The organism is Paenibacillus planticolens, from assembly GCF_013141725.1.
In the GTDB taxonomy this organism is placed as follows: domain Bacteria; phylum Bacillota; class Bacilli; order Paenibacillales; family NBRC-103111; genus Paenibacillus_E; species Paenibacillus_E planticolens.
Map to the genome: position 1 here is coordinate 223,029 of NZ_WHNZ01000045.1, position 15,953 is coordinate 238,981.

Consider the following 15,953-nt stretch of genomic DNA (forward strand, 5'->3'; position numbering starts at 1 on the left):
TTAATTCCTCTCCTCATTCTTTATATTTCGAAGTAGGATCAACCCTTCCTGGATTGCCTCCAACTTGGCTTCATACGCCTTCATGCCCATTTGAATACAGATGACCTGAGAAGGCTGCATCTCATCTTTGTACAACGTACCCGTAGCTTTCAATTGATTTAATTCCTCGGTCGTATGGGTTTGCGCCATCTCCAGCCACTCGGCTACCTTGTCATTGCCAACATGTTCGCCAAAAAACAGTCTCATCAGGAAATCCGACTTCACACTTTCCGACTCAATTGGACTATATAGGTAGTCATTGAATTTTTTTCTTCCTTTCTCTGTAATGGTGTACACATTTTTGTTCGGTTTACCATCCTGCAGGACACTTTCCTTCGTCAGCAATTCTTCCTTCTCCATCCGGTGAAGCGTTGGATAAATCGTTCCGTAACTTGAGCTATAGAAGTAGGAAAATAATGTTTCGAATTGTTGTTTAATTTCATATCCGGTTAACGAACGATCCATTAGCGTGCCTAAAATGACGTCCTGACTGTTCATGGTGAAATCTCCTCCATTACTAACGCAGTTTTATATTTCGATTGTTAATATATCATATTGATATATGACGTGTCTATATATGAAAAGCTGATTTTCGAAAAAAAAAACTGCCCAAAGTCATCTCTGACTTCAGACAGCTTATTTCAAAATCCTACCAGAACAGCTCCCCATGCCCTAACAGGCGGGATAAGCCTTCCACAAAATAATAATCGCCATAAATGAGCGGCACATCTATATTCTTGCCTTCCGGGTAATGGCTCGTGCCATGAAGGATAAGCCCTTCCTCCGTCCCTGAATCCCATGCGCCATAGTTCGTATAGAGCGAGTGCAAGATCCGCTCACCCGCTTGGCGGTACAGGCTGCTCTCTTGACCGCTCACCTGCTCAGCGATCAGCAGCAAACCGCAGGCTGCGCAAGCGCCAGCCGACGTATCACGGTAGGCCGTAATCCCCTCCGGCAAACGGAAATCCCAATGCGGCACGCTATCCTCCGGCAAGTTGGCCATGAAAAAGTGCGCTGCGCGCTTAGCGGCATGCAGGTAACGCTCATCTCCCGTATGGAGATGGCTGAGCGCCATGCCGTAAATCGCCCACGCCGTGCCGCGCGACCAACCGGAATCAGGGGCGAAGCCCTGTCCGCCTTTCACTTCGAGCTTCTCGCCCGTATGCGGATCGAAGACCACGATATGGTTCACAGAACCATCCGGGCGAATGAAGTGCTCCAGCGCCATATCGGCATGCCGAACGGCGATATGCTTGTAACGCGGGTCTCCCGTTGTTCGGGAGGCCCAGTGCAGCAGCGGCAGGTTCATCATGCAATCGATGATGGCCCAGCCGGCATTGTCCTCCCCTTCGCGCCACGGGTTCCAAGCGCGAATGTAGTTGCCCTGCACGTTGAAGCGTGCAGCGAGCAAGTTCGCCGCGAGCAAGCTGCGGCGTTTGGAATCCTCCGCGCCTAACAGCTTATAGCGCGCAACGCTCGTCAGTGTCCACATGAAGCCGATATCATGGTCTAAGCGGTAGTAATCCGCGATGACTTGATCGAGCTGCTCTTCACAGGACTCTGCCAGCAGCTTCAGCTGCTCGTTTTGCGTGTCGCGGTACAACAGCCACAGCAATCCCGGCCAGAAACCAGCCGTCCACCAAGAGGCTGGCTCCAGCTGGTACTCGCCTTTTACACTGGCATGCGGGAAGCGGTCTCCGATTCTTTGGCTTGTTCTCGCTACTTTGTGAACGGTCTTTTCCCAAGCTTCCTGAGCCCAATCTAATGAAGTACTCATGTCATCACTTCCTAATGGATTTATTTTATTGAAATGCAAACCGAAACGGCGCAGATACACTCAGGTCTGACTCGGACAGCACGCCTGGCTTCAACTTGAAATCAAGCGCATAGCAGGTTTCCGGCTGATCAAAATGATTCACGTGATGAAGAGCCTCGACCGCCCAATCAAAAAGATCAGGATTATAGGAGATGTAAACCCGCGCTTCTTCGGACGCCGCTATCACAATCCGCCCATCCTCCCCTAGCTGCGGGTGATGCCATGCCATGAAGCGCTCCACCAGCGTCGCCGGCGCTTGTACGAACTCGAAGCTGTCCGTTACCTCTAGGGTCGGTGGCTCCGTTTTGCGCCAGGTGAAGTGCCGCACCAGTTTGTTAAGCTTTTTCGTGCCGTAGGCACTGGAGATTTCTAAAGCCAACACATCCTGTTCATCGTTACTGCTATAATCCAGCAGCTCTGCCCGATGCTCCTCGCCAGCTACCTGATACAAACCGTCAATGATGGGGACAGAGTGACTCTGCGATCCGTTGCACAAAATTTCATAGCGCTCCGGCCCAAAATATTTCCGCGAATACTGCCCGCTCCCCAGATCGGGAAGCAGAGTTTCGCCCTGCGCGTACAGGATGAAATGTCCGATATCATTATGGTTATGCGGTTCATTATTATGCCCGCCTTTGGCCGCGAAAACATAAGCACCCTGCTCCTGCAGCTGCCTGGACACCAGCCACTGCGCGTCCGGTAAATAGTACGCCGCTGTTTGCCAAGCACTTCCCTCGACGTCATCTAATGACCAAAGCAGATTCCTTAGAGCAGGCGCCCACCGGCTGCAGTGGTCATCGCGAAAACCAGCGCGAAGCGACAGCTCCGGGTGCTCGACCTCGGGATACAGCCGCTTCAAATAGCCGCTTAATCCCATAAAAATCCCCGCCTCCCCTTGCGAGTCGGAGAAGTTCACAACCTTCCTCCCGTGGAGGAAGCTTTTTTGCTGGAACAAGGCCACTTGCCGCACCTTGTCCGATTGGAACCAATTCACGGCGCCGCCGGTGCGCCGTAGGATCAAGTCAGCGGCATAGGTGAAGTAACCGAAGCCGTACTGCCAGTACATGTACCCTTCGGTACATGCTCCGTCTTCTTCGAAGCCGCTTAAGTACGAAGCGAGCGCGGGAAAAGCTCGCTCCAGCACCGCGGCGAGCTCGTCCTCATCCTGCAGCGTGTAGATCGCTGCAGCGGCAATGGAGCCACCGCAGACGGAGGCCCAATTGTGGGTCGCGGTCTCCCAGCCGCTGGGAGCCTGCGTCACAAATGGCCGCAGAATGCGGCGCAGCACTTCTTCGCGGATGCGAACGCGAAGAAGCTGGGGCAGCGACGCGCCGAGGAGCGCGCTGATTTCGCTTAGCGCGAAGGCGGTCTCCGCCGCGAAAAGATCGATCGTGAACGACTCCGCCGAGCGGTTCACAAGCCCTTCCGCCGCGTATTGCTCCTGCGGGGCGGACCTCATTTCCGGTCCATCCAAAATATGCGCGGGCAAGCACCACGTATACTCGTCCACAATGGACCCTATTGTATCTGAAAGCGCATCCATATACTTACTATCCGCGCCTTCCAACCAAGCCAATAAACCGAATGTCGTCAACCGATTTCGGCGGCGAAAATAAACAAGCTCGTATTCCCTCCGAGAGCCCGTTGTGGAAAACAAACGGAACAAGGAATAAGTTAGCTCCGGCATCGTTTCCTGCAGCAGCTTGTCCCCTTCTTCCCGAATCTCCTCGATAAGCCGTTTGCTTTCCTTACCTTGCAGCAAGCGCGCTTTCACCTGCAAGGGCGTTTCATCCGGAAAGAGCAGCTGTGAAGGATCTTTTGGAGCAGCTAGCAGCGCTGCTTTTACATTTTCCAAGGTTAAGTTGTCTACAATTACTTTCGGCATAGTACGACCCACTTTCCCATCATGACTTCGTGATTTTTACCATTACAAGTTATATATCTTTCATTATAAAGAATTAATGATGGATCGTTAGCCTGTTATTTTGACTTTTTTCACTCAAATCTTGACCTGCCGGGCTCAATGGGTACTAAACTAAACTTTACTGTGCTGATCGATCCGCTCCACAATATAGCTTATCTCCGTATCGCCAACCACAACGTTAACTATCTATACCGCCAAAAGTCGCTCATAACGCGCCCCTACACAAGCTAAGATATCGAGGGGATGTTGATCCCCGCCTCTATTACTGATTTGCTCAACTCGTCCTCCAATTCCACGCGCTAATGGGGAACTACAGGGCTCTATTTCCATGAAAAGGTACAACTTTCACAGAAATGGGGAACTATGGTCCGTTATTTCCTCATATTGGGCAAAATCCCGCCCTATTCAGCGAAATAAGGCCCTGTAGTTCCCCACAGTAAGCGAAAACTCCGTGTATCGCCAATATAGCGGACTCCAGTTCCCTCCGTGATAGAACTTTCACGCACAAAACACCAATTCCACCTCCCGAGACGGCCTTTTCGGCGCTCTCAGCTGCATCTAGCTGCTTTTCACACTGCGAGACAGCCTTTTTGGCACTCTCATCTGACTTCCCCCTGGCTATTCCCTACCCCAGAGCCAAAAAAGGCCCGCTCTCTAGTAGAAAAACCACTAGGAGCAAGCCTTTTGTGTTACGGTCGATTATTCCCCGCCGAGAGCGGTTCAATTAATTTCAAAAGCTCGATGACATCAGCTTTGTCGAACGTTCCGTTGCCATCCATGTCATAGCCGGATAGAGTCGCAGCCAGAACACTGGAGATATCCCATACTTTGTCCCCATTTTGATAAAAGAGGGACACGATATGTTTCGTTGAAGCTGTACCGTCCAAGCTTACTTGTTTCAGCTGGAATCGGTTAAGTCCCTCCGCCAATTGAACAGGTGCGCTCTGCCCATTAGTCAGTTCGATGGCTGAGCCAAGTTCGCCATTCTGCGGATTCACCCGCGTCAGTTGGATGCCTGTGCCCGCCTCTGCGGAAATTGGACGGAACGTAAAGCTCGGGCTAGCCCCATTTACGACAGCCGAGATCCACGGCGTGGACGTTGGCAGCATTTTTCCATAGTCTTCGCTCGCTAGGAAAAGTTGTGTGAAAGCAGGTTGTACAACAACTGTCACCTCTTGCGATTCCGTGCCATCCGTGATGCCTTCCCTTTGGTACAGGGCTGTGAATCGATGCGTACCGGAGCTAAGGTCCGACAAGCTTATTTCTGCGTTTCCATACACATCTGTCGTTACTCTCGCGCGCTCAGCGCCATTCTCTCTTAACGAGATATATCCCGGTTGAGTCAAGTCGCCGATCAAGTCCCCTACGGATACCGAGAATTTAATGGTCTCTCCTAGCTGAAAGGTTGCGCTCGGGTGATTCAGAATAAGTACGGTCCCTTGCGTATTAGGCTTCACCGCTTGCGTGATAGGCTGCGATTTGTTCGCCTCATGCAGCAGGTCAGGCACGTAAGCGGCCTGAATGGAGTAGGTACCCGGCAGCAGCGCTGCTGTCGTGATGGAAGCAAAGCCTGCCGAGTCCAGATTCATAGTTGTGTCAGGCAAATTCCCTCCCGTAAACACGATATGGCCGACAGGAATTTGCGGCTCTTCATTCGTATTGGTCACATGAGCCGTAAATGTAATTGGGCTTCCGTAATAAACAGCTTCCGTTACGGACGCAGTCATCTTAACAGTAACTGGGATCGGTTTAATGCGCAGAGAGCTGCTGGTTGATACCCCCGCGAGGTGTTCGTTATCGCCCGAGTAACGGGCAACGATCGCATGCGTACCAATATCAAGCTGCTGCGTATCCCAAGTGGCTGTTCCATTCGTCAGCAGCAGCTCGCTCGGCCAATGGCTGAAGCTGCCTGTGCTCGAGAGAGCTACCGTCCCCATCGGGACGAAACCGCCGCTTCCTGCATTCACTACCTGCACGGTCACAGTCACAGCGTGTCCATAGACGCTCTCTCCCGTTTGCGGTGTCAGAGAGAGCTGAACCGTAACCGGCGCTTTCGAAACCGGCTGGGTGATTGGCGATGAGGCACCTGCCAAATGGTTGCCGTCACCGCTATATTCCGCTGTAATGGAGAGATCGCCCACTGGAAGGTTCGGAACGGTAAGCACCGCGGTGCCATTGCTATCCAAAGTTACAGGCGAAAGCAGGGCGATACCGTTATTTTTAAAAGTAACGGTCCCCGTAGGTAGGATGCCGGCATTCGAAGTATTTCCAACCTTAGCCGTAAAGGTTGCCGCTTCGCCCACGACGATCCCACCCGATGACTGTACGGTTGTTGCCGTACTTGCTTTATTGATAATGACTGCGGCCGATGCATGCTCCGACGCTGAGTGCTGAATGTCGGGGTTGTAGTAAGCTTCCACCGTCCAGGCCCCCACAGTCAAGGCATCTGTCGTATAAACGGCCTGTCCGTTCCCATCCAGAGGGATCTCGGCCACTTGTTGATCATGAATTTTGAAGATGACTGAACCTGTTGGTCGGACGGTATCCTGAACGGCATCCGTATTCGAAACCTGCACCGTAAAGTTCAAAAGATGCCCATAGGCAGCTTCCGCCTCAGAAGGAGAAAGCGCAATAACGGTTGGAATCGCCTCAACGGTGAAAGGCTTCTCTGGCGAATCTCCGGTTAAATAGGTATCGTCCCCATTGTAGTGCGCCGTTAGCCGGTGTACCCCTACTTGAAGATCCGACGTGTTCCATGTTACGGTTCCGCTGCTATCTAAAGCAAGATTATGAGCCAAAACAACAGGCTCTCCTCCTCTGGTTTCGATAAGGGATATTGTTCCGCCTGGAATAGTTCCCGCGCTCCCGTTCACCTGCACTTGAAACACGGCACTGTGCCTGTAGTAACTTGTTCCAGAAGGCAGGGACAGCTGAACTTCTGTCTGAGCTTTCGCAACAGGCTGTGTAACTTCGGATGATACGCTCGCAAAATGGTTATCATCTCCGGAATATTCCGCCTTGATGAATCGATCGCCGGCCTGCAAGCCGGGAACGGTAATCGTAACGGCGCCATTGCTATCCAGCGCTCTGGATGGGCTAATGATTTCGCCGTCTTTTTTGAACGTAACGGTTCCCGTCGGTTTCATGCTGTTGTTCGTGGTATTTACGACATTTGCCTTTAATACGGCCGTTCCGCCTACGACGATAGAAATTGGCGGCTCTATAACAACAGCCGTTGCCGCTTTATTGACGGTGTGCCCTGCAACAGCCGGTGGACTGATCGCATGGTTCTCGTCTCCGCTGTACTCAGCTTTGAATGCGTGGGATCCTGTCGCTAAGCTCCCAGGCAACGTCCATACCGCTGTACCTCCGCTTAACGGCGTTGTCCCCAGTGCGGTTGTGCCGTCTTTGAACGTTACGGTACCGCCTGGCGCAATCGGGCTTCCATTGGTATTCGCCACGGTTGCCGTTAAAGTCAGAGAAGTGCCATAAGAGGAAGAATCCCCCGTCCCGCCTGTAACCGTCAAGGTTGCAGAAGTAGGAATTGGGTTAATTACCACCGGTGCAGAGCTTGAACTATTGGCAACATGCGTAAGGCTTCCGCCATAATGGGCCGTAATCGAATGAGATCCCACGTTTAAAATGGGAGTCGTCAACGTCGCTATCCCCGAACTTAACGTCCCTGTGCCAAGAACTGTCGAACCCTCCTTAAACGTTACGGTACCTGTCGGTCCCAAAAGGCTCGGCAGGCCATTCGCCACAGTTGCCGTCAGCGTTACGGAATTCCCGTAAGTCGTGGAACCGGGACTAGCGGCAACCGTCACTTCGGTCGGTATTCCCAGGACGAATTGCGATAAGCTGCTTGACGTACTCGGGGAATGCTGGACATCGCCATTGTAAGTCGCGGTAACCGAATAACCGTTAACGGGCAGTACCGACGTCGTAAATGCAGCGACACCGCTTCCGTTTACCATCTCGGTTCCCAGCACATTGCTGCCTTCCTGGAAGGTGACCGTCCCGCTTGACGCGGCGGGGCTGCCATTTGAATTTGTAACGGTGGCCGCGAAGGTGACCGGTTCGCCAACGTAAATGAGTCCGGCATTCGAGCTCAGGCTGGTATTCGTTTGAATTTTATCAACCTTATGTATAAAAGTTGTCGATTTTGAATCGTGCAAACCATCACCTGCATAAAGAGCCGTAATCGTATGTGTCCCTACTCCCAAATTGGAAACAGACACAGAGGCATGTGCATTGAAATTCTCCAGCTGCTCCCAGGTTCTCGTGGTAGGCACATTGTCTTGGCCGATTAAAGTAACTGTTTTGGCGATGTTATCTACCTTGATATCTGTCACATAACGATTACCTGAAAATTCCCATGATTTCTTCAAGCTGTTATTCGCGTCAAAGGCATACAAATACACTTTTAAATTATTATCCGTATCGCTATATGCCCAATAAGTCAGCCCGCCCCATTGAATAACGGGACAGTTGGAACAAGTGAATTTCTTGCCGGCTAGTTCGGGAGCACTTCCCGAGCTCTTCAAAACAACCGTCGGCTCCGAAGCTGCCAGTACCTGCGGTACCCCAATCGGTGTTTCGCCATCGTAGAATATGACGCTCCCTATTGGCACCGTCCCCCCGGGTGCGCTATCCGTAACCACCGATGTAAATTGCACCGGTTGGCCATAGCTGGATGAAGCCGGACCTGTGATCACTTGTCCGACTGTCGTCAGCGCATAGGCTGCCGGCTGGTACAGGTTCACCAGCAACGCGACCGAAAAAACCACGCCAATCCATCGCAGCTTATAAACATTCATCCGTTTCATGATCCATTCCTCCGCTTTATAGTAACTCTAGTAAGTATACTAGATTTATCGGGTTTTGGGATACAAAATGAATACAAAAAAGCCACATGTCCCCGTCTAATCAACAGGTACAAATGGCTTTTCATTTCCCCCTCAAACAGGGCGCTCGATCTCAAACTGTTCTCCCAATTTGGCATAGGAGTTGCCTGCCAACCTGCTAACCGGTTTCAGCTTTTGCGCATCGATATGACCGTTCTCATACAAGGCATCGGCGATGTGAAAGTGGACCACTCTGCCGATTAATAAATCGGCAGAGGGAGCGCCCTCGGTCCCGCCAAGCGGTATCGCCTGCTCCAGGACACACTCCATCCGGATGCTCGCCTCGGCGATACCGGGAACGGCTATCTTCGTGCTTTCGACAGGCGTTAGGCCCGACAAAGCCACTTCGCTCTCATCAGGGGGCAATGCGGCTGCCGCTTGATTGATTTGGCTGATATACGATTCGTCCGATATATGAACGACGAATTCCCCTCTGTCCATGGCATTGCGTGAAGTGTCCTTGCGCTTGCCCTGCTTTCTTTGTACCGATACAGCAACCATCGGCGGGTCTGCCGTCACAATCGTAAAGTAACTGAAGGGAGCGGCATTGAGCACTCCCTCGGCGGAAAGGGAAGTGACAAACGCAATCGGTCTGGGAATAATGCTGCCGATCAGCAGCTTGTAATTCTCCCGCTCGGTTTGATTCGAAGGGTCGATCGCGATCACCCTGCATCACCCGCTTTGCTTGTTATTTTATGCTGAAGCTAGATTCGCCTTAAACCAAGTCCCGGCTGCTTCAACTTCTGTACGCGTCAATTGGTGCCCCGCGCGCTCCCATTGCACGGTTACCTCGGCTCCCGCCTCACGGAGCAGCTGCTGCAGCTCTTCAGTCTCCTCCGGCGAGCATATCGGATCGTTGCTGCCCGCTCCAATGAAGATCGGCGTGCCGGATAGGTCCGGAAGCTGAATGCCGCGCCGCGGCACCATCGGATGGTGAAGGATTGCGCCACGCAGCGCATCCGGGTAGTGGAACAAGAGGCTGCCCGCAATATTGGCGCCGTTGGAGTAGCCGACAGCCACTACATTCCGGCGGTCAAAACCATGCTCCGCAGCAGCATCATCCAAGAAGTCGTTCAGTTCCTTCGTGCGGAAGATGAGATCCTCCTCATCGAAGACTCCTTCCGCCAGCCTGCGGAAAAACCGCGGCATCCCATTTTCGAGCACGTTGCCTCTAATGCTTAATACGGATGAGCCCGGGGAAATAGCCTGTGCCAGCGGGAGAAGGTCGCGCTCGGTGCCGCCGGTTCCGTGCAAAAGCACGAGCACCGGTGCTGTCAGATCCGTACCCTGTTGGAAAATATGTCTCATTGTTCGCTTCCCTCCAATTCACGCACCGCGATCGGCGGCAGATTGCGCTCGATTTGAGCACGGTTCGCTTCGAACCATTCCGGCAGCATGATCTGTTCGCCAAGCGCCTCAGGCGCCTCGTCTCTGGCAAAGCCCGGAGGATCTGTCGCAATTTCGAACAGGATGCCGCCTTCTTCACGGAAATAGATCGCATTGAAATATTGGCGGTCGACAATTGGCGTAGGATGGTAGCCGCTGTTTTGGACATGGTTTCTCCAAAGCTCATGCTCGGCATCATCTTTGGCACGCCATGCGATATGATGGACAGTACCCGCTCCGCCTGCGCCATATGGCATTGGCGTCACTTGAATGTCGATGATGTTCCCAATATCGCCAAAAGATTTGAACCGGGCATAAGCACCCTCTTGCCCTACTTTCTCAAGCCCCATCACCTGCTCAAGCAGTTGGGACGTTTTGTCAGGGGCGGTACTGTAGAGAATCGCGCCACCGAAGCCTTTGATGGCTTTATCGGCGGGAATGCCGCCGAAAGCCCATGTGCTAAGCGGGCCTTGCTCACGCTCGACGATTTCCAATTTGAGACCGTCGCGGTCTTCGAATTGCAGATAGGTCTCGTGGAATCTTTCCGTTTTTTCAAAGGAAATGCCGAATTTCGTCAGGCGTTCCTCCCAGAAGGCAAGGCTGCCAGCAGGCACCGCATAAGTGGTGATACCCACTTGGCCGCCTCCGATACGCCCTTTGCGGGAACCGGCCCATGGGAAGAACGTGATGATCGTTCCCGGGCTGCCGTGCTCGTCGCCAAAGTATAGATGATACACTTCCGGCGCGTCGAAGTTGATTGTTTTTTTGACCAGGCGCAATCCAAGAATACCGGCATAGAAATCTACAGTTCCTTGTGCATTTTGAACGAAAGCTGTTATATGGTGAATACCTGCGGTTTGTTGTTTTGTCATGGAAATACACTCCTTTAAATCGTTAGTTTTAGTTATGTCCTTACCTGAGCAGAAAGAATCTTAGAATAATAATGCATCAATGGAGTAAGCGCCTGCGCCTGTTAACGCTACGCCCACAACGACTACTAGCAGCAAAAGATTGTATTCATAGCCGCCGGCTGTGTTCCAGTAACCGTTCTTGCCGTGAACTTTGACAATCGCCATAACCATCGTCATCGCTATCAGCAAGGAAGCAAAAACCGTGCCCAGCCCCGCGGCAAACAATAACCCCCCTGCGAATTCCATCAGACCGGCCATGACCGCCATCGCAACCCCAGGCTTAATGCCGATGGACTCCATCCAGCCGCCTGTTCCTTTTGGACCGTAGCCCCCGAACCAACCAAACAATTTCTGCGAACCATGGGCCATGAAACTGATCCCGACAACTAGACGAATTAGCAATAATCCTAATGCGATACTCATGAAAATCATCCTCCATTTCAATTTTAAGAATCTTTATTTTAAGATATTTGATAAAAGTGAAAGTAGTTGCACCTCCGAAAAAGGACAAACTACTTATCTATTTGAAATTTTCCTGAGCAAACTTGCCGAGCTTCTTCAACAATTGGCTGGCGACCGTCTTCTCTTCTTCCGTAAGGCCGGCCACAGCTTTCTCAATTACTTCTGTGTGCTGAGGAAATACTTCTTCGATGAACTGCTTGCCTTTATCCGTAATTTCCGCAAAAATGAGTCTGCGATCCTCGGTTGACGTCCGGCGGACGACATATTCTTTCTTCTCCAACTTATCGACGACATAGGTGATATTTCCGCTGCTCATCAGCACTTTAGAGCCGATTTGTTGAATGGCTTGCGCTCCCTTATGGTACAGCAGCTCAAGTACCCCAAATTCGGTCCGGTTCAAACCATGCTTGCGGATGTCGCGGTCGCCGTGAGCGTTGACCCATTCGCTTGCTCTAGAGAGTGCAATATAGAGATCCAAAGAATCGTTTCGCGTTTCGGCCATCAGGTCCACCTCATTTCTTATGTTAAATTTGTTTGTGTTCGATGTCTTGATTTAAAGATACTTTATTTTAAGATAAATGTCAACGGGCATTTTGAAAAAAGTGAAAAGTTTACTTAGTGCGCCGGCGTTCGGCCTTTTCATGGTTCAGTGACCGTTAATTTGCGGCATGATGATGAAAGGTTAACGGACTTTAGAGCCGTTATTGTCTGATTTGATGGCTGTTTTGGGCCAGGTAGACGGTAGATGTAAAGGTAGATGGCACACTACATCAGCCAGCGGCAGCGCACATCCCTCTCCCATCAGGAAGAGGGAATGCTCTTTCTCGCCAATCCTAACCCACCATAGCTGATTCGCCTTTCTGCAGCTGATACATTTTCGCGTAACGGCCGCCCAGCGCCATCAATGCCTCATGATTGCCGCGCTCTGCGATCTCGCCGCGATGCAGGACGAGAATCTGGTCCGCGTCGCGAATCGTGGACAACCTGTGCGCGATGACGAGCGTCGTGCGCCCTTCGCTGACAACTTTCAGCGCCTGCTGGATCAGGCCCTCCGTCTCGCTGTCAATGCTCGCTGTGGCTTCGTCCAGAATGAGAATGGACGGATCGAAAGCTAGCGCCCGAGCGAAGGAGATGAGCTGCCGCTGCCCCGAGGACAGCGTGCTTCCCCGTTCCACGACCTGCTCATCGTAGCCGTTCGGCAGCTGTTCGATGAAGGAGGCCGCGCCGACGTCTTTCAGCGCGCTTTTCACACGATCCAAGGAGATCTCCTCATTATACAGGCTCACATTGAACTTAATATCCCCAGCAAACAAGAACGGATCCTGGAGCACTATCCCCATATGTTTCCGCAGCGCCTGCTTCGACATGGACCGAATGTCCTGACCATCGATCGTAATGCTGCCCTCATTGGGTTCGTAGAAACCGAGCAGCAGGTTCATGATGGAGCTTTTGCCCGAGCCGGTATGACCGACCAATGCGATCGTTTCCCCTTTTCGCGCCTCGAATGAAATCTGCTTTAGCACATTTTCCCCTTCTTTATAGGCAAAGGTCACCTGATCGAACTTCACGATCCCCTCCGGACGGCTTACCTTATCTGTCTTCTCAACGTCCTGTCCTTCCATGTCCATAATGGCGAACACTTTATCCGCGGATACGAAGGCTCTCTGCGCATTCGTCAGCTGATCGAAGATCCCGATAATCGGCTGAAAAACACGCCCCAGATAGTCAATAAACGCATAAAACACCCCGAAGGAAATAACCGCTTGCAGCGATTCACGGCCGAAATACCAAATAACCATCGCCGTCACTAAGCTCCCGATCGTACCCACAATATTACGGGAAGACAGGGAGAAAACACGGAACTGCTTCAATTGATTCACATAGCGGTCTTGGTTCAACACTTCAAATTCGTCCAGCGTCACTTTCTCACGGCGAAAAGCTTGAATAATCGGCATGACAACGATCGATTCGTTGATCATCGCGTTCATATCGCTTAGCCGCGCACGCATGATGGTGATAAATACCTTCGAGTATTTCAAATGAATCTTCATAATCAAAACGAAAATCGGCGGCAGCACCAGGCAATATACGGCCAAATGCCAGTCCAAGATAAACAAGGCTACGAAGATACCAATTAACTGCATCGTACTGACAACGAACGTGGCCATGAAGCTCATAAAAAGGTCGCGCACCGCCTCGGTATCGTTGGCAATTCTCGATACCACCTGACCGATCGGCGTATTATCGAAATAACGCAGCGCGATGCGTTGAATGTGTCCCATTAAGTCCATGCGCATGTTTTTGATGATTTGCAAGGCTGTGGACTGGAATAAGTAGGCTTGCGTATAGTTGCAAATGCTTGCTATAAGCAGCAGACCCATATATAGACCAAGCAGCTTAAGTACAGAGGAAATCTGGCTTGCTCCAACGGAAAGGTGCTGGTCGATGATCGTTTTGGTGATGTAAGGTCCGGCCAACTCGGCGCTGACTGCGCAGCATAAGATGAGCAGCGCGCCGATAATCCTAAATTTATAGACGAGCGCATACGAGATAAGCCTTCTCGTGGTTGATGGTTTATTCATCCTGTCCCCTCCTTTCTCCGCTATTCATCCAAGCTCGCTTCCATCTGCTGACGGTCCCATTGTTCCCGGTACCAACCGCCATACAGCATGAGCTGTTCATGTGTTCCTTCTTCAATGACCCGCCCGTCATCTAAGACGAGAATCCAGTTCGCATGGCTTACGGCCGATAACCGGTGGGTCGTAATGAACGTCGTTTTGCCCGCCCGCTCCTTGCGGATGTTTTGGATGATGCGGCTTTCCGTCCGGGCATCTACCGCGGATAGCGAGTCATCCAACAGGAGCACCTCGGAGTCGATAAGCAGCGCTCTGGCAATCGCCAGACGCTGCTTCTGCCCGCCGGACAGCATGACGCCGTTTTCGCCGACGATGGTAGCCAGGCCCTCGGGCATCTGCTCGATATCCTGGGCGAAAGAAGCCATCTCCACCGCCCATGCAATCTCCTCCGGCGAAGCGTCGTGCTTGCCCAGCGCGATATTGTCGCGAATGGACTTCGACAGCAGCAGATGCTCCTGCGGGACATATGCAACCCAGCTTTTCACTCGATCTAGCGCAATTTGTTCAATCGGCACATCCGAGATGAACAGCTTCCCGGGTTCGATCGGGTATTGCCTCAGCAGTTGCTTCAGCAGCGTACTTTTGCCGCTTCCCGTGCGGCCTACAATGCCTAGTGTTTGTCCGCGCTCCAACTCGAAGGAGACATGCGCTAAGCTGGGGTGATTGGCGGTCGGATACGTAAAGCTGAGATCCTTCATCTCGATCCGCTCAGGCACATTTACCGCAACAGGCTTCGCGGCGTCCACGATATCGGCCTTCTGCGTCAGCGCTGTATCCAACCGGTCGGCTGAGGCGCTTCCGCGCTGCAGCACATTGATAAACTCGCCGAAGGAAATCATCGGCCAAATCAGCATGCCGAGGTAAATGTTGAACGAAATGAGCTGGCCCAGCGAAATCTCGTTTTGGAACACCAAGTAAGAGCCGTATCCGATTCCGATGGAATAACTCAATCCTACGATGAGCGAAGTCAGCGGTTGAAAGAGCGCATTTAACATGGAGACGCGTTTATTCTTGTTCATTACGTCGGAGGTCACTCGATCAAAAGCCGTCAGATCATGCTCTTCCTGCACATACGAACGAATAACCCGAATGCCGGAGATCGACTCCAGCGCATGATCGTTCATTTTGCCGAAAGAAGCTTGTGCCGCGAGGAAGCGCACTCTCACCTTTTGACCCAGTTTACTGATCACAAAAGCCAAAAAAGGCAGCGGAATCAGCGCCGCAATCATTAATTTAAAAGATATAAGGGAAATCATCGTCACGATAACGACGGATGCACCGACTAAGGTATGCACCAGGGTCATCACCCCGTACCCGGAGGTTTGACCGATCGCCAACACGTCATTCGTGGCCAAGGCCATTAACTGTCCCGTGCTGTTGCGCTGGAAGAACGCCGGCGTCATTTTCGTCAAATGAGCAAGCAAACGGCCGCGGAGCACCTTCTCCACAAGCGCTGAGTTACCGAATAACGTCGTAATCCACACATAAGCCATAATGTACAAAAGCAACGCAAGTCCTATGAGCAGCAGGACCGTCTGATTGAGCGTAGAAACCGTCAAGTTTCCACTGCGAATATGATCGATTGTATTTCCTATCATTTTAGGCGGGATCGTCGCCAGTAAATTCACACCAATCATTAACCCGATTGCCAGGACATAATATTTCCATCTCTCTTTGAAAAACCACCGCAGCTTGATGATAAAAGACATTAATTCCACCCCTTCCATTTTCGCACATAGATTGATTCTATAGTTTCAGCCTGTTGAAGTCTATGAGGAAGTTCGATTTAATCAAATTTTCCTGAACATGCAACATTACGGAAACTTCTTTCGTTTATAAGGACAGACTAAACATAAACCCTACATACAGAAAGGA

The 15,953-nt window shown here is 51.6% G+C and carries 11 protein-coding genes; all 11 read right to left on the minus strand.

Annotation, left to right across the window (positions count from 1 at the left end; all coding sequences use genetic code 11):
* The gene (locus GC097_RS22130; protein ID WP_171685463.1) at positions 1-537 is read right to left on the minus strand and encodes a PadR family transcriptional regulator; all 537 of its coding nucleotides are present in this window, start codon (positions 535-537) and stop codon (positions 1-3) included.
* 151 nt (positions 538-688) lie between these two features.
* Positions 689-1,816 (minus strand): glycoside hydrolase family 88 protein, encoded by a 1,128-nt coding sequence (locus tag GC097_RS22135; RefSeq protein WP_171685464.1) that lies wholly within the window; start codon positions 1,814-1,816, stop codon positions 689-691.
* Between the two features lie 25 nt (positions 1,817-1,841).
* Positions 1,842-3,740 carry a heparinase II/III domain-containing protein gene (locus GC097_RS22140; RefSeq protein ID WP_171685465.1) on the minus strand — a complete coding sequence of 633 codons (1,899 nt, stop codon included), beginning with the start codon at positions 3,738-3,740 and terminating at the stop codon, positions 1,842-1,844.
* Positions 3,741-4,468: 728 nt separating this feature from the next.
* Positions 4,469-8,605, minus strand: a complete 4,137-nt coding sequence (locus tag GC097_RS22145) for an Ig-like domain-containing protein (protein WP_171685466.1) — start codon at positions 8,603-8,605, stop codon at positions 4,469-4,471.
* 132 nt (positions 8,606-8,737) lie between these two features.
* Positions 8,738-9,349 carry a flavin reductase family protein gene (locus tag GC097_RS22150; protein ID WP_171685467.1) on the minus strand — a complete coding sequence of 204 codons (612 nt, stop codon included), beginning with the start codon at positions 9,347-9,349 and terminating at the stop codon, positions 8,738-8,740.
* 27 nt (positions 9,350-9,376) lie between these two features.
* Entirely contained in the window at positions 9,377-9,991 is a 615-nt protein-coding gene (locus GC097_RS22155; RefSeq protein WP_171685468.1) for an alpha/beta hydrolase, read from the minus strand.
* Positions 9,988-10,941 carry a ring-cleaving dioxygenase gene (locus GC097_RS22160; protein ID WP_171685469.1) on the minus strand — a complete coding sequence of 318 codons (954 nt, stop codon included), beginning with the start codon at positions 10,939-10,941 and terminating at the stop codon, positions 9,988-9,990. Before GC097_RS22160 ends, GC097_RS22155 begins: the two co-directional genes overlap by 4 nt.
* Before the next feature lie 60 nt (positions 10,942-11,001).
* Entirely contained in the window at positions 11,002-11,403 is a 402-nt protein-coding gene (locus GC097_RS22165; protein ID WP_171685470.1) for a DoxX family protein, read from the minus strand.
* Positions 11,404-11,500: 97 nt separating this feature from the next.
* Entirely contained in the window at positions 11,501-11,944 is a 444-nt protein-coding gene (locus GC097_RS22170) for a MarR family winged helix-turn-helix transcriptional regulator (RefSeq protein ID WP_171685471.1), read from the minus strand.
* 331 nt (positions 11,945-12,275) lie between these two features.
* Entirely contained in the window at positions 12,276-14,024 is a 1,749-nt protein-coding gene (locus GC097_RS22175; protein ID WP_171685472.1) for an ABC transporter ATP-binding protein, read from the minus strand.
* A gap of 20 nt (positions 14,025-14,044) precedes the next feature.
* On the minus strand, positions 14,045-15,787 hold the full coding sequence (locus GC097_RS22180; protein ID WP_171685473.1) for an ABC transporter ATP-binding protein: 1,743 nt from the start codon (positions 15,785-15,787) through the stop codon (positions 14,045-14,047).
* Between the last annotated feature and the right edge of the window lie 166 nt (positions 15,788-15,953).

Bases quoted from the DNA above. Each gene is read 5' to 3' on its own strand.
- GC097_RS22170 (WP_171685471.1), bottom strand. From the start codon at position 11,944: ATGGCCGAAACGCGAAACGATTCTTTGGATCTCTATATTGCACTCTCT.
- GC097_RS22130 (WP_171685463.1), bottom strand. From the start codon at position 537: ATGAACAGTCAGGACGTCATTTTAGGCACGCTAATGGATCGTTCGTTA.
- GC097_RS22160 (WP_171685469.1), bottom strand. From the start codon at position 10,941: ATGACAAAACAACAAACCGCAGGTATTCACCATATAACAGCTTTCGTT.
- GC097_RS22180 (WP_171685473.1), bottom strand. From the start codon at position 15,787: ATGTCTTTTATCATCAAGCTGCGGTGGTTTTTCAAAGAGAGATGGAAA.
- GC097_RS22155 (WP_171685468.1), bottom strand. From the start codon at position 9,991: ATGAGACATATTTTCCAACAGGGTACGGATCTGACAGCACCGGTGCTC.
- GC097_RS22145 (WP_171685466.1), bottom strand. From the start codon at position 8,605: ATGAAACGGATGAATGTTTATAAGCTGCGATGGATTGGCGTGGTTTTT.
- GC097_RS22175 (WP_171685472.1), bottom strand. From the start codon at position 14,024: ATGAATAAACCATCAACCACGAGAAGGCTTATCTCGTATGCGCTCGTC.
- GC097_RS22140 (WP_171685465.1), bottom strand. From the start codon at position 3,740: ATGCCGAAAGTAATTGTAGACAACTTAACCTTGGAAAATGTAAAAGCA.
- GC097_RS22165 (WP_171685470.1), bottom strand. From the start codon at position 11,403: ATGAGTATCGCATTAGGATTATTGCTAATTCGTCTAGTTGTCGGGATC.
- GC097_RS22135 (WP_171685464.1), bottom strand. From the start codon at position 1,816: ATGAGTACTTCATTAGATTGGGCTCAGGAAGCTTGGGAAAAGACCGTT.